The following is a 13,982-nucleotide window of genomic DNA, read 5'->3' as shown; positions in this document are numbered from 1 at the left end:
AGTTGGAGGATACACCATGTCACTAGAAACAAATACAGAAGCAGTCGTAGAGAGCCCGAAGACTCCGAGGAACTTTAGAACTGCAATCGATATTGAAAACTTCTACCGCTTCGTAAACGATAACGACCTTAGAAGAGAAGCAAAGATCATGCTTGAGCTTATTCAGCAAAAAGTAATGATCACGGTTAAGAAGAAAAAGAAAGAAACTAAAAATCTTAATAAGAAGAACCTACATTAATTAATTAAACGAAGGCCTGCTCATAGATGAGTGGGCCTTTTTGTCTAAAAAGAAGTGTGAACATGGATGTCGCAAACTCAGAAGGCCTAAAGGCTTCACAACCTAACCAAAAAAATCACGTCATTTACGATCCGATCTATGGCTTCATTAAGTTGAACCCGATTGAATTTGAAATCATCTCCAGCCCTTTCTATCAACGTTTAAGATGGATTAAGCAGCTGGGATTTTCTTGTTATGTTTTCCCGGGAGCTGAGCATTCGCGTTTTCACCATTCAATTGGTGTAATGTTTAACGCTCATAAAATCTTGGAGTCATGTGGACGCGCCGTCAGTGAAAAAGAACTAATGGATGCAAGCTGCTTAACTCCTGAATGCGTCTATCACAAGAGTTTGCGTCTTGCGGCCTTAATGCACGATCTGGGAACGTTTATGTTCTCACACACGACAGAGATGGCCTACATTGAGTACGGTGAGACGACAAAAGCAAAAGGTGGAAAAGGTCTTCCTGATGACCATGAAAACCTGGGTGCTTTCATCATTAAAAACACAGATTACCCTGGAGGGATCACTTATATCCTAAAAAAGTACGGTATCAACCCGCAGAGAATTTCTGATTTAGTAAAGGGAGTAGACGAGTCTATTCTCGCTAACCAAATACTGCACTCAGAGGTTGACTGTGACCGCATGGACTACCTTTTAAGAGACGCTCACTACACAGGTCTTTCATATGGTTCGTACGACCGCGATTATCTTCTTTATCATTTTCAAGTTAAGCGCGTAGACAATCACGACATCTTAACGATTCGTCACAATGCTCTTCATTGTGTGGAAGACTTTTTGACCAGCCGTTTTTCTTGGTACTCACAAGTTATCCGCTCTCCTCGTGGAGCGAAATTTGATTCGATTGCCGAGAGAGTTTGCCACTATCTTTTAGAAAAAGGTTACATCTATAAATACAGTGAACTTCTGGAGATGATCGAAAAAGATCCAATGAAGTTTTACGGCTTCAACGACAACTACTTCATGACTTTAGTCCACAAGCACTACAACAATGGTGACCTGGACAAAAATCCAAAGATTAAAGACATGGCCCGCGTGATTCTTTTAGCGAGTGGTGGAAAAGCGATTCGTTGTGAAGAGTTTAAGTCGAGACTTCTGTCTCAGGACGACCCGCAGGCGGTTGAGCGCTATTATAAGCGCGCCCATGCGAAGTTTTTGGAGATCGAAGAGTTCCTAAAGAAAAAAGGTGGACCCTCTGACTGGGTCATTTCTGATATCCCGAAAAAGTCGATTATGTTCGTCAAATCCCCTAAAAACGTGGCCCGCGGCTCAACGACCGGCAAGCACAACATCCTCCTGGACCGCGATCCGGTGAAGATGGCCATGGAAAACGGGGAGATCAAGCTTCTGGCCGACGTCGAGAATTCGCTAATTTCCAGACTTTTTAACAGTAACAACTTCATCCCGAACGTTTATTGTTCGACTTCTGCCTATGAACTTCTCCTAGCAGAGGGTGTTATTGACGGGTCTTTTAGTTAATCCTATAAAAAGTACCTGAGGAAAATTGGCAATTATTCAATTTTCTATCTAAAAATCCAAATGTAGGCTAAAATTTAGCTAGGGAATCTAGTATGGATTTCCTGCAGGAATCAGGACGATTTCTGTGATGGACTTAGGAGTGATGGTCAGTATGCAAAATTTTTCTCAAACAGCGAACCACAGAACTATGAAAGCTCCACAACAACAAGGCCAGAAAGGTCCCATTTTTTATTGTGAAGACGTCTCGGTTCAATTCGACGAAATTATGGCCCTTAAAAATGTTCAATTAACAATTGAGCGTGGAGAAATTATTTTTCTTACGGGTGCTAGTGGTGCAGGGAAAACAACTCTTCTAAAAGTTCTCTCAGGATTACAAGACCCGACTTCGGGACGTGTGATCAGACCAGAAAAAGGTTCAGGTAAAAAAAGTCTATTCATCTCCAACGTCTTTCAAGATTTACGTTTAATGGGGAAATACACTTGTGAAGAGAACTTAATGTTCTCATATGATTCTTCAATCTATGCCAACAAGGCAGAGTTCGTTCAAGACCTTAATGAACTTGCCCGCATCTTAGGAATCAAAGACAGACTTCACTTAAAAATTAACGACGCCAATGGGGGCCTTAAGCAAAAGGTCGCTATTATCAGAGCGCTTCTGACTCGCCCGGATGTTTTAATTGCAGACGAGCCGACGTCATCACTTGATATCGACAATACCAGAAGACTTTTTGATGTTCTTAACCTGTATAATGTTAAGCGCGGATTAACTGTCGTGTGGGCCACTCACAATAAGGATCTCATTAAGAGTTTCACCGGCCGAATTATTCATTTAGACAATGGACGTTTAGTGTATTCGGGGAATGCATGTTTTATCTAATTCAATTTTTTAAAATTTTATTTAAGTCTCCAGTGAGAGGCTTCTTTCTGTTTTTCTTTTCTATTCTTTTTGTTTTCTCAATCGGACAAAAGAACTATTTAGAAGAGCAATTCACCAGAATGATTCCTGAAAATAAAGCGGGGGATTATTTCTACGCGCTTATTGCTTCAAGTGAATCTTACCAGTCTGTGGCCCGTCAGATGAGCGCGCTTCCTGGCGTATTCAAAGTTGAGATTCTTTCAGAAACGCAGATCAAAGAAGAAGTTAAAAACATCTTAGGTTCACTTCAGGTGGACATGACTGATTCAAACCTGGATTTAAACTATGCCGGGTTAAAAGTTATTTACACAAAAGATCTTAAGCCAAGAGCAAAGGATTTAGTTCGCGATTACCTTTCTCACTTAGTAGGAGAAGGCAACATCACTCTTGGGGCCATCAAATCAAATGACCAGATTGCAGATAAGCGTGCTCAATTTATTGGCGTGATTAAAACATGGGGATACTCGTTGTATCTATTCATCGTTTTCATCTTCTGGACGATCTCTCTTCTTTCAGTAAGAGCGAAAATCGCCGAAGCTTCATACCTGCTTGAAAGTTACCAAAGAAAGAAGAAAGTAGGACTAAAGATGGCCTTAAATGGGCTGACATTAATCTTCATCCTTTCTGTCGCTTTCACTTTTATTTTAGGCATGCCTCAGCTTATTAACCTTCTGGTGGCCCTTGCTGTCTTTGTTGTGGGGATTTTCCTTCACGCCAAAAGATACCAGTGGGAGAGCCGCTCGTGATGATGGCCAAATCTCTTCTTATTATTCCACTGATCGTTTTGACTGGAGCTGTGTCAGCTCAGTCGGCCGTCGGCGTACCGCAAGCGAAGGAAGAGAGTGCTGATAAACTTAACGTCTTTGAGATGAAGCGCAAGCTTCAGGATCAAACTAAAAACATCCAGAATTTAGCTAAAGAAGTGGCCAATGTTGAAGTGACATTGGGGCTTAACAATAAAAAATATCTTAAGCTTGCTGAAGAAAGAGCACGCATTGAAGAAAGCCTGGCTTCGGCCAGAAGAAATGCCGACTTCGACAGCGAGACACTAAAAAAGAATTACTCACAGACAAAAAATCTTTTGATGGGTGTACTTTTAAATAAACTCGAAAATACTGAAAACTCTTCGGATATGCTTGCTAGAAAAGTCATGATCGAAAAGCTGCAGAAGAGACTTGCAGACCTCGATGGAATGATGAAGTCCAACAAGGCCCTTCAGACTGACGTCGATGGCCTATACGCAAAACTCCAAGAATCTATGGACACGGAAAAAGAACTCCTGGCCGTGATGGGAGAACTTGAAGAAAGGCGCCGCGAGCTTAGAAGCTCGCTGGATCAGCAGACAAAAAACAATGCTGACATGAAGGCCCGCTTTGACGAAGAAAAAAATAAGCTGGCCATCAACCAGAAGTCTAAAAGAATCGTCGAAGAGCGCGAACGTCTGGCACCAATGCAGATTACAGAAGAAATCAAAATTCCTTCTCAGCCTCTTTCTGGTGGAGAGTTTTATCCACCAATCTATTCTTACCAGGCAATGGAGTACCAAAAGAAAGGGGTGACGTTTAATTTCCACGGGAAAAACGAAGTGCGTGCGACTAAGGCCGGCAAGATCGTTTATACCGGGACACTGGCAAATTATGGAAACGTCCTGATGATTGACCATGGGAATGATACCCGTACTGTTCTTTTGGGGCAGTTTGATTACTCGGTTAAAAACGGCGACAGCGTCAAGGATGCGCAGGTCGTAGGTTTCACCAATCCAAGATCAGGCAATGGTCTGGGAGAGGGAAGGATTTATTTCGAAGTTAGAAAAAACAATTTAGCTCAAAATACATATTTGCTGTTGGATAAGAAGTCGCTCGCGAAAAATTCATCTCACTAGGCAAATAACCATGGAAGGAGTCGTTATGAAGAGAGCTGTGACAAGTCTCTTGGTCGGTCTGTCGTTGATGTCTAGTGCTGCTTTTGCAGCTCCAGCAGAAGATCTTGCAAAAAAATCACGTTATGAAAAATTAGAACTCTTCAACAAGGTGCTCTACCTTATTGAATCGCAGTACTACCGCGAAGTGAGCACTGATAAGCTTATTGAAGGCGCTATCAACGGGATGATGAATACCCTTGATCCTCACTCTGCTTATCTCGACAGCGAAGTCTTCTCAAAAATGCAGGAAGAAACTTCTGGAGAGTTTGGTGGACTTGGAATTGAAGTCACACAAAAAGACGGAGTCCTGGTTATCATTACTCCAATTGAAGATTCACCGGCATTTAAAGCGGGGATCAAAGCAGGAGATAAGATCGTAGAGATTAACCACGAGTCAATGGTGGGAGCAAGTCTTCAGCAGGCCATTGATAAACTTCGTGGAAAAATGAAGTCTAAAATTGTACTGGGAATCGTCAGAGATGGCGTGGATGGTGTGAAGAACTTTGAACTCACTCGCGAAATCGTTTACCTCAAGCCAGTTAAGTATGAATTGCTACAAAATGCTTATGCTTACGTTCGCCTGACTCAGTTTCAGAAAAAATCTGCTGAGTATATTGTCGATGCTCTAAAGAAAATGAGAGAGCAGTTAAAGAAAGAACCTTTAAAGGGAGTGATCCTTGACCTGCGCTCAAACCCAGGTGGATTATTGGATGAAGCTGTTGATGTTTCTTCAATCTTCTTAAAAGAGGGGATTGTCGTTTCAACTGAAGGTCGCGATCCAAAAAATAAAGAAATCCGTTACGTGAAAAAGAGTGGATACAAAGAGCTTGAAGTACCACTTGTGGTGCTAATTAACGGTTCTTCGGCCTCAGCTTCTGAAATCGTTTCTGGTGCTCTTCAAGACGCTAAACGCGCCATCATCATGGGGACTCAGTCTTTTGGTAAAGGTTCAGTTCAGTCAGTGGCAAAAATCGATGACACAAGTGGAGTGAAACTGACAATCGCTCAGTACATGACTCCTACTGGAAGAAAGATCCAGGCCGTAGGAATCAATCCTGATGTCACAATCGGTGAAGCTGAAGGTGAGTGGTATGATGAAAACAGAAAAGAGTCTAGCTTCATCAGAGAAAAGGATTTAAAGAATCACTTAACAGCGACGATTGAAACGGCAGAAGAAAAAAAGATCCGCGAAGAGCAGGAGCTTAAAGAAAGAATCGAGCGCACAGAAAGATTCAAAGCGATGAGAGAAAAGAAAAAGCAGGCGAAAAAACCTGAGGCAAAAGAGCCGGTCGTTGCTGGAGATGATGAAGACGATTCTAAGCGCGTGGCCCCGGGTGAAGACTATCAAGTGAACCAGGCCATCAATTATTTAAAAAATATCGGTCTGATCAAGACACTAAAATTCTAAAAAACTTACAGACCCGCTTCGGCGGGTCTTTTTTTGCCCAAATAACTCCCAGCAACAGGCCTTTAAACTTTTCACGCTCCATCGTTTTAGTAATACTAGTAGGCAATGAGTCTAGAAGTTAAAAAAGTCTCCGAAATCGTCGGGGAAATCAAAAATTTACTCGAACATGAATTCTCTAACGTTTCCATCGAAGGAGAGATCACCAATTTGTCATTGTCCTCATCTGGGCACTGGTACTTCACACTCTCAGATAAAGACTCAGCAATTAGCGCCGCCCTTTTTAAAATGGATGCCCTGAGAAACCCTTTGATGAAAACCATCAAGGACGGCTCGAAGGTTGTGGTTGTCGGCGACATCAATGTTTATCCAAAAAGAGGAACGTTTCAAATCATCGTTAAAAGAATTGTGCCCGTGGGGACGGGGGATTTAAAAGAGCAGTTTGAAAAACTAAAAAGAAAGCTCGCTAGCGAAGGCCTTTTTGATATGGATCAAAAAAAGCCGATCCCTCAAATGCCTAAACGAGTCGCTATCATTACCGCTCAAAGAGGAGCGGCCCTACAGGACTTCATTAATATTTACCGCCGCCGCTCTATTTGGATGGATCTCTTGGTGATCCCGACATTAGTTCAGGGGGACGATGCTCCAAGAGCAATCCGCGCTTCTCTTCACAATGTTATTAAGTATTCTATGGAAGCTGAGCCAGCAAAAAAAATCGACCTGATTGTCCTTGCCCGCGGGGGAGGAAGTTTAGAAGATTTATGGGCCTTCAACGATGAAGGACTAGCTTACGATATTTTTAATTGCCCGATCCCTATTATCAGTGCCGTCGGACACGAAGTTGATTTTTCAATTTCTGATTTTGTCGCCGATCTTCGCTGTGAAACGCCGTCAGCGGCGGCGGAAGTCATCACTCATCACCAGACGATGATTAAAGATAAAATGACCAATCTTCGCTCGCGCTTAAAGAATGTGATGGATTATAAAATAAGCCGTCTGGAAAACAGGCTTAAGCATGCTCATCCACACGCTATTTTAAATATTCTTCTTTCGAGGCTGGCCTCTTTTCAAAAGCGACTTTCAAGATGTGCGATTCACCAGCGTTTACATGAACTCACGAATATTCATGAGTTCTATTTAAGCCTGGATGAAAATTTGGAAAGAATGAAGCAGATACTAAAAGAACGCTTTAAGGACTATCACCACCGCCTGGATAAATCCCGCGATGTCTTAAAAGTTTTAAACCCTAAAAATGTTTTAGAGCGTGGTTATGGTTACCTGGAAACAGAAGCGGGGAAAGTCGTGGGCTCTACTGCTGATTTTGATAAAGCTCCAAAGGGAGTGTCATTTAACCTTCACTTCCACGACGGTGCAAGAAAAGTAAAATCCAATGAAGGCTAAAGGGAAAACCAAAATCCAATTCGTTGTCGATCCCAGCTTGATCTCAAAAGATCAATCAGAGTTTCTTGTTCGCGTTTTACAAGAAGAGAAAATCAAGTACGCCACCAATATTCAAGATTTAGATGACTTTACTCCCGGGCTTTTTTTCGTAGAGAAAAAAAACCTGAGAAAAGTGAGTCGTTTTAAAAACAAGATGATTGTTCTGCCGGCCCAGGACCAAAGTGATGGGCTTTCAGTAAGTAAGATCAATTTCAATTCTTACGAAGAGATCTCACATTTTATTGATAAATTCTTCCTGGCCGAGCGTCACCTGCAGATTCAGGAGAGAATCAAAGAAAGCGAGAGGCTTTACGATATTATTAAAACCTACCTGGATGAAATTAATATCGAGGCCAATGGAGCGGAGTCAAAAAAGATTTTTGAATCTATTCTCGATTTAGAGATGCTGCTTTTACAAGAAGAGTCTCTTCTTAGTTGGAACACGCATTTTAAAAGCTTTTTAAAAAAGAGCAATGAGCTTCAATCTCTGGCCCTGGTCACCAGCAGTGGGCTTTCTCAGGAAGACTTACAGGTTGATGAGAACTCTCTTATTTTTAAGCTTCCAAGTGAAGATTATTATCTTTTTATGCGCTTTAAGCATTTTGATGTGAAAAAAGACGCAGAATTTGTCGAGCTTCTACTTTCAACTTGTATGCGCACACTTCAGATTCTCGACCAAAAACTAGTTAAGAGTGATGGAGAGATTGATTTCTGGAAAAAGATCTTTTCAAAAATCCCGTACCCGATGGCCGTTATTTCAAGCCTAGGGGATCTTCTTATTTACAATGAATCATTTGCCAAGATTGGAATCCTTCCAAAAGAGTGCCTGCGCTTTAAAGATTCAGAGAGTGCGGAAATCTTTCAGAATTTCTATAAGATCAGACGCATTGATTTTCCTATTAATCTTATTCAAGTTTCTTATTTTGTTTTTTATACAACTGATAAAAACCAAATTCAAAAAAGTGGAGAGAAGCCGGCGAAAAAAGCTTCTTCTGTGGATGAATTGGGGATTATCTCAAGCTCTATTGCCCATGAGTTAAATAATCCTTTGGCTGGGATTTTAGCGGCCCTATCACTGCTGTCACTTGAAGGCGATTGGTCTCCCGATGCCTTGTCCGATTTAGAAGACATGAAGAGTGGGGCCAAGAGATGTAAAGAGCTGGTGGAAATCTTTCTGGGATTTTCTAAGTTTTCTCCGAGCACTCATACACAGGTCTCGATTAGAGGCTCACTTGATCAGGCGATCAATCTTCTTCGATTTAGAATGATTGAATCTAACCTGCGCCTGGATATGAAATACTCACCTACGCTGGAGCATTTTTCTCATCAGATCAATGCCTCGATCATGTCGATGATCTTTTACCTAATCTGTAGTGAACTTATGACTGCTTTTGCCCACCACCGCCTGGTCACTCAGGTTCAGCATGGGGCCTTGTCGGGAGAGGTGTTGGAGTTTTCTAATCAAATCGTTTTAAAACTGGATGAAGACTTTGAGTACGAAGATAAAATTGTCCAGTCAAAACTGATTCAGCACTTACTGGTTTTTGAAAAACTAGAAGTTAACTTCCTTAAGCAGGAAATCCGTCTAATCTATCGTTCTTAGGAATGAACTTAAATTAAAGATACTTGTGAGGGAAATCGTAGTCGTTCGGGTTTTCACTCATAAACTTTTCAATCGGGTCTTTTAAGTCCTGATTGGTGATCTTGGCATTCTGGCGCTGAATAAGAAGCGTGTCGCGGCTTCCTTTTAAGTAGGCGATCAGAAAGTTGTTGATCATTGGGTTTAGGTGATCCTTTTTCATTTTCCCCTGGGCCATTCTCGCACTCTTAGAGTTGATGTATTGAACCAGTTTGTTTTGGTGAGTCGGGTAGCGAAAGACCAGCTCGAGCTTCTGGTGAAGGGCACGAAGCGGGTAGATCACGTACTGCTCAGGGATCAGGTGATTAACCACGATAAAGTCCGCTGGCATTTCCTGTGGGTGCTGAAGATCGACAGTCTTTGGGTCGATACCATTAAATTCGCACAGCTTTTTAATCGTCTCAATTTCGAGCTCATCGCTGATTTTAGAGAAGTAAGACGACATTTCCAGAAGACCCTGGAAATAAGGTCCTGTGAGTTTTAGGGTGAGCATCTCATAAGGGATCTTTTTAACTTTCTCAACGATATATGCTTTTTCATCCGCTCTTCCATGAGAAGGCATAGAAAAAAGCACCACTCCTTCCTGACCTTTTAAAGTCACCAGAAAAGGGGTTGTCAGAGAGTTGATCTGCTCAATAATTCCTTCAAGAGGAACATCTTTTTTATAGTTGATACGATCCAGCTCAAACTTATTTTTCGGGTAATAAAGGCTGTTAACCTTAGCGATCTTCTTGTGAATGAAGATAGAAAGATATTTCAACAGAAGCTCTGCCGAGGCCATTGTGTCATCCAGGGCACGGTGGGCCTTCTGGTGTTTGAGATCGAAAATCTTACTCATGTAATTTAAGTTCGAGCTCAAGATGTTAGGGATCATGTATTTGGTCATGAGGTTAGTGCAAATTGACTTATTTTGCAGTTCCGGCTTCCCCAGGCGCTTTAGGACAGAGTTAAAGAAAGGCACGTCAAATGACGTGTTGTGGGCCACGAGAATTGAATCTCCCATGAACTCCAGGATTTCATCAATAACTGTTTCAATCACCGGAGCATCGGCTACGTCGGTGTCTTTGATTGTCGTTAGTTTTTGGATGAATTCAGGAATGTGAACTTCCGGATTGATCAGGAAGCTTTTGTGATCAACGATCTGCAGGTTCTGAATACGTACCATGCCGATTTCAATGATCTTATCGTGCTGATGATTCCCACCGGTCGTTTCCAGGTCGAATACACAGAATGTTAATGAATGAAGTAAATCGTACGAAGGCGTTTTTGAGAAAGTCGTTGTCATTGTCTATCCTTAGTCGAACATTCGTTCGATTAGTTGAGACCCAATCATATAAAAAAAAGGCCCCTTCGTAAAGGGGCCTCAAGTTTGCCGATATCAATTTTGCAATTAATTATCTGTTTAAGTTAGAGATGTTCATCCATGGAGGAGTTTCTTCATCTTCAAAACCACTTACTTCAAGAATTGTTTTTGGGTGGTGGTAACCAGAAAGAACTCCGGCGTCAATGTAGAATACACCGTCTGACATATCTTTAGTTTTCACCCCGTAAACGTTACCTTTTCTTCCAACAGAACGTTCAATTTTCCCCATTTTTTCACCTGGAGTGTAATTGATTACAGTTGGTTGAGTGTCAACTGTATAAGTTCCAACTTCAAGGATCTTGTTAAGTGGACTTTTTGGGTCAAGAATTAATTCACCACCCGCGCGTTTAGCTGCCCAGTAAGCATCTGCTTCTTGTCCAGAAATTTTAAGTGACTTAAGCACTTCTTCACGGTCTGATTTTTCACCGGCCGTTTTAGTTAAGATGTACTTCCATTCTTTTGTTTCGTCACGGTAGTCAGAAAGGGCCGGGTCAAGAATAGCTTCTTTCGCGTAGATCTTAATCATTGGAGCACCTGTATCGATGATCTGTCTGATAAATGCGATTGCTTCGTTATTGTTTCTTGTACATCCAGAGCTTCTTGGGTTTGAGATTACGTTAGTAACAAGTTTCTTTGTTTTCTTAACGTATGAATCTTTATCTTCACCCCAACCAATTGTTCCGTGTGTCCATTGTCCGTATGGGTTTGGAGCAACGAAACCAGCGTACCATCCAAAAGCTCCTCTCATTACACCATGTTTTTTGCCTTCAGCGTCTGCCGGCATATGCTTATTTTTAAGCCAGTTGTTGAATCCAGCATTAACTTCTGGAAGATCAGGGTAACCATCTTTGTACCAAGCAGGGTAGTGACCTTCAGAATCCTGATAGAATTTTGCCCAACCAGTTAAACGGTATGATCCAAGAACTGAGCGTCCTTTTCCTTTTTCAGCAGCTGGGTGGTCGCGGTCTTCACCAACAACAACTTCAGTTTCCATAATCATTTTGTGTGGACAAGAGTTGTCTGCACATTGTCTTTCATAAAGACGAAGAGTTTCTGTCGCTACGTTTAGAACAGTGAAGTACTTTCCTGTGAACTCTTTGTAGTCGATAACTTTTTCAGAAAGGTACTCGCGCACAACATAGTATTTTTCTGATGGAAGCATTTTGTTTACAGTTTTGATGATTTCGATCTGAACATATTTACCATTAATAAGTTCAGGGCTAACCAGACGAACTCTTTCATTTAATGAAAGAACGCCCATTGTTTTACCAGCGTCTTCTGGAGTTGAACGAACTCTTAGTCCGTTTAGAGCAATATAATAAATATTGCTTGAAGTAGTAACCGCAGGTGTTGTTACTTCTGCGTTGTCAAGAGCAGCTTCTTGTGAGTGAGCTACTGGTGAAATGGCCAATGCTGAAAGTAGCATCATAGGCGCAATGTGTTTTCTCATGTGTGTTCCCCCGTTAATATGGATTGAGAATGAGTCCTAAAATAGTGGCCATCTTTTAGCCCCCCCGATTTTGAAAGACCAGCAAAAATCCACCTATATGAAAAATCTTCATGCCCTAAAAAAAATACAGCCCCCCTTGAAAAAGGCCTTTTCGAACAAGTAAAAATCCACAAAATTTATGGGGGGCAATCTATGACAACAAAATTATTGGGGACTATCGCAGCACTTTCACTCGTAACTACATCAGCTTTCGCTGGAGAGCCGGCACGTAACAAGGCTCTAGACAAAATGATGTACACAATCAACCCGGAAATCACTCTAGCGGGTCCAGTTTTCCGCGACCAAGGGGACGCAGCTTCTAAGAACAAGTACGGATCAGACCTGGTTCGCTTAATTCTTAAAGAGGCCGACAGACAAGGACAAAAGTACCTTGAGGCAGGGGACACTCAAGCCTATTACGCAATTCTTACTATGGCACTTACAGTTCCTATGCAAGAAGGTCTTTACATCCAGTACAGAGGCGTAGAGGGATCAGACGTTTGTAGAACTGAAGTTAACAACGGTGACCTGGTTAAAAAAGCAGGGGAAACAAACTACAGCCTGTTTAACCAATACTTCAAGACTGCAGAAAAACCATTTCTTCCAAACTGCGAAGACATCAAGACTGACAAACTTACACAAATTATCCGCGGTGGAGATGGTACAGATTTATCTCTAATGCAAGTTTCTATCAGATGGCACTTTGACGATTTCTTAGCTAACAAGAAATACGAAAGTGTTCAATCAACTCTTGAGTACGGAATCGGTCACCTGATGAAAGGGTTCAACCCGGTTTACAGAAACGTAACAGAGTACAAGTGTATTGCTGAATCAGGTCTGTTTAAAAAGAAAAAAGTTAGCTACATCAACCTAATCAGAGGTGTGTGGGCCGGACAATATAACTCAGGATCAATCTCTAAGACTTGTCGCTTTGATGATTCATCATCTCCATACAAGCACCACGACAAGGGATTCGAAAAAAACCTGAACAAGATTTTAGACTTCAAAGGAACTCTATCAGTAGATATGGTTGCTGACTTTAAACTTGAGCAAGAAGTTGCTGACGCTGTAATGGAAGTAACAAGCAACCTAAAAGCTGCTACTAACAACAGAACTGCACTGGATAAAATTTTAAAGTAATTAAAGTATCAGATGAAAAAAATAATTGCCCTTATTTTAGTTGTCATGGGATTAGCAGGTGTGTGGTGGAAACTTTCCACCACCACTCCTGTCCCTACAGAGACAACTGAAGTCCAAGCAGAGAAGACGCCGGAAGAAATTTTAGAAGGCGATTTCGAAAAAATCACAAAAAATTTAAAACCAGAAAATATCAAAGGCGACGAGTGGAAGCAGATTACCAATTACGCTGCTAAACCTGAGACTCTGGTAAGCCGTGAGAACGCCCAGAGCTTCTTTAAAACCGCTCAAAATAATATCCCTGATATGTATGCCTGCTTGAAAAAAGACTTCTGTGGAATGACGACAAGAGGTGAGGACGATGCGTACTTTGATGATCAAAGAACGCCGGCGCACATTCTTATCAACAGAAACTTAAAAATTATGAAAGAGAGTCTGAGAAAAGATGAATCTCTTAAGTCTCAAGTGAATTGGGAAATGCTACATGAATTAGCTGCTTCTGATGCAGAAATGCTTCAGGTTGAAGCGCTGGATATCCTGCGCGAATTTGACAGTGAAAGCATGAAAACGGATGAGCTGATCAAATTGACAGCTGATTACACGGGAACAGCGAAAGCAGACGCTCTTCTTCGTATCGCCAAAGGAAAAAATCCTTCTGATAAACGCCTGGTCGCTCAGGATGTTGAAGAAGTCTTTGCTATGTCTGATGCCAACACGGTCATCAGCGTTTTAGAAAATGTAAAAAAAATGGCCCTGGGTGGAAGTGACACTAGCCGCGTCCTTAGAAACCTCTGTCGTTTTAAAGATAACCCTGATGAAGCTCATAACTGGAAGATGATCAAGTATGAGGCAGGGAAAGTGAATCCTGATTTTGAAAAACTTTGCAACTAACAACC

General features: G+C 41.7%; 12 protein-coding genes. 10 read left to right on the top strand and 2 right to left on the bottom strand.

Features of this window, described 5'->3' with window-relative positions; translation table 11 throughout:
- Window positions 1–16: 16 nt before the first annotated feature.
- The 8 genes from AC6JA8_RS14800 (at window position 17) to AC6JA8_RS14765 (ending at window position 9,061) form a co-directional block, all read left to right on the top strand.
- Entirely contained in the window at window positions 17–238 is a 222-nt protein-coding gene (locus AC6JA8_RS14800) for a hypothetical protein (protein WP_497974498.1), read from the top strand.
- A gap of 62 nt (window positions 239–300) precedes the next feature.
- Window positions 301–1,776 (top strand): HD domain-containing protein, encoded by a 1,476-nt coding sequence (locus AC6JA8_RS14795; protein ID WP_497974497.1) that lies wholly within the window; start codon window positions 301–303, stop codon window positions 1,774–1,776.
- A 151-nt stretch (window positions 1,777–1,927) separates the two neighbouring features.
- Window positions 1,928–2,653 carry a cell division ATP-binding protein FtsE gene (locus AC6JA8_RS14790; RefSeq protein WP_158649697.1) on the top strand — a complete coding sequence of 242 codons (726 nt, stop codon included), beginning with the start codon at window positions 1,928–1,930 and terminating at the stop codon, window positions 2,651–2,653.
- On the top strand, window positions 2,641–3,438 hold the full coding sequence (locus AC6JA8_RS14785; protein ID WP_497974496.1) for a hypothetical protein: 798 nt from the start codon (window positions 2,641–2,643) through the stop codon (window positions 3,436–3,438). The genes AC6JA8_RS14790 and AC6JA8_RS14785 overlap by 13 nt, the downstream gene beginning before the upstream one ends.
- Window positions 3,438–4,574 (top strand): murein hydrolase activator EnvC family protein, encoded by a 1,137-nt coding sequence (locus tag AC6JA8_RS14780; RefSeq protein WP_497976886.1) that lies wholly within the window; start codon window positions 3,438–3,440, stop codon window positions 4,572–4,574. The genes AC6JA8_RS14785 and AC6JA8_RS14780 overlap by 1 nt, the downstream gene beginning before the upstream one ends.
- Before the next feature lie 25 nt (window positions 4,575–4,599).
- Window positions 4,600–6,021, top strand: coding sequence for a S41 family peptidase (locus tag AC6JA8_RS14775; RefSeq protein ID WP_497974495.1), 1,422 nt, complete (start codon window positions 4,600–4,602; stop codon window positions 6,019–6,021).
- 105 nt (window positions 6,022–6,126) lie between these two features.
- Window positions 6,127–7,419, top strand: a complete 1,293-nt coding sequence (gene xseA / locus AC6JA8_RS14770) for an exodeoxyribonuclease VII large subunit (RefSeq protein ID WP_497974494.1) — start codon at window positions 6,127–6,129, stop codon at window positions 7,417–7,419.
- The gene (locus AC6JA8_RS14765) at window positions 7,409–9,061 is read left to right on the top strand and encodes a histidine kinase dimerization/phospho-acceptor domain-containing protein (RefSeq protein WP_497974493.1); all 1,653 of its coding nucleotides are present in this window, start codon (window positions 7,409–7,411) and stop codon (window positions 9,059–9,061) included. Before xseA ends, AC6JA8_RS14765 begins: the two co-directional genes overlap by 11 nt.
- Window positions 9,062–9,074: 13 nt before the next feature.
- On the opposite strand, the gene AC6JA8_RS14760 is transcribed toward AC6JA8_RS14765, so the two are convergent.
- Both AC6JA8_RS14760 and AC6JA8_RS14755 read right to left on the bottom strand, forming a co-directional pair.
- Window positions 9,075–10,382: a 3'-5' exonuclease gene (locus AC6JA8_RS14760; protein WP_497974492.1), complete on the bottom strand. Its 1,308-nt coding sequence runs from the start codon at window positions 10,380–10,382 to the stop codon at window positions 9,075–9,077.
- Window positions 10,383–10,491: 109 nt separating this feature from the next.
- The gene (locus tag AC6JA8_RS14755) at window positions 10,492–11,910 is read right to left on the bottom strand and encodes a L,D-transpeptidase family protein (protein ID WP_497974491.1); all 1,419 of its coding nucleotides are present in this window, start codon (window positions 11,908–11,910) and stop codon (window positions 10,492–10,494) included.
- Window positions 11,911–12,102: 192 nt separating this feature from the next.
- On the opposite strand from AC6JA8_RS14755, the gene AC6JA8_RS14750 reads away from it, so the two are divergent.
- Both AC6JA8_RS14750 and AC6JA8_RS14745 read left to right on the top strand, forming a co-directional pair.
- Window positions 12,103–13,089, top strand: a complete 987-nt coding sequence (locus tag AC6JA8_RS14750) for a hypothetical protein (RefSeq protein WP_497974490.1) — start codon at window positions 12,103–12,105, stop codon at window positions 13,087–13,089.
- Between the two features lie 12 nt (window positions 13,090–13,101).
- A complete protein-coding gene (locus AC6JA8_RS14745) occupies window positions 13,102–13,977 on the top strand; it encodes a hypothetical protein (RefSeq protein WP_497974489.1) in 876 nt (291 codons plus the stop codon).
- Window positions 13,978–13,982 lie beyond the last annotated feature (5 nt).

The organism is Bacteriovorax sp. HI3 (assembly GCF_059738875.1).
The sequence above is the reverse complement of the archived record's forward strand: the minus strand, read 5'-3'. Positions and strand labels throughout refer to the sequence as shown.

What these genes read in the sequence shown, in the direction of transcription:
- AC6JA8_RS14800 (WP_497974498.1), top strand. Translation starts at nt 17, where the DNA reads ATGTCACTAGAAACAAATACAGAAGCAGTCGTAGAGAGCCCGAAGACT.
- AC6JA8_RS14795 (WP_497974497.1), top strand. Translation starts at nt 301, where the DNA reads ATGGATGTCGCAAACTCAGAAGGCCTAAAGGCTTCACAACCTAACCAA.
- AC6JA8_RS14790 (WP_158649697.1), top strand. Translation starts at nt 1,928, where the DNA reads ATGCAAAATTTTTCTCAAACAGCGAACCACAGAACTATGAAAGCTCCA.
- AC6JA8_RS14785 (WP_497974496.1), top strand. Translation starts at nt 2,641, where the DNA reads ATGTTTTATCTAATTCAATTTTTTAAAATTTTATTTAAGTCTCCAGTG.
- AC6JA8_RS14780 (WP_497976886.1), top strand. Translation starts at nt 3,438, where the DNA reads ATGATGGCCAAATCTCTTCTTATTATTCCACTGATCGTTTTGACTGGA.
- AC6JA8_RS14775 (WP_497974495.1), top strand. Translation starts at nt 4,600, where the DNA reads ATGAAGAGAGCTGTGACAAGTCTCTTGGTCGGTCTGTCGTTGATGTCT.
- xseA (WP_497974494.1), top strand. Translation starts at nt 6,127, where the DNA reads ATGAGTCTAGAAGTTAAAAAAGTCTCCGAAATCGTCGGGGAAATCAAA.
- AC6JA8_RS14765 (WP_497974493.1), top strand. Translation starts at nt 7,409, where the DNA reads ATGAAGGCTAAAGGGAAAACCAAAATCCAATTCGTTGTCGATCCCAGC.
- AC6JA8_RS14760 (WP_497974492.1), bottom strand. Translation starts at nt 10,382, where the DNA reads ATGACAACGACTTTCTCAAAAACGCCTTCGTACGATTTACTTCATTCA.
- AC6JA8_RS14755 (WP_497974491.1), bottom strand. Translation starts at nt 11,910, where the DNA reads ATGAGAAAACACATTGCGCCTATGATGCTACTTTCAGCATTGGCCATT.
- AC6JA8_RS14750 (WP_497974490.1), top strand. Translation starts at nt 12,103, where the DNA reads ATGACAACAAAATTATTGGGGACTATCGCAGCACTTTCACTCGTAACT.
- AC6JA8_RS14745 (WP_497974489.1), top strand. Translation starts at nt 13,102, where the DNA reads ATGAAAAAAATAATTGCCCTTATTTTAGTTGTCATGGGATTAGCAGGT.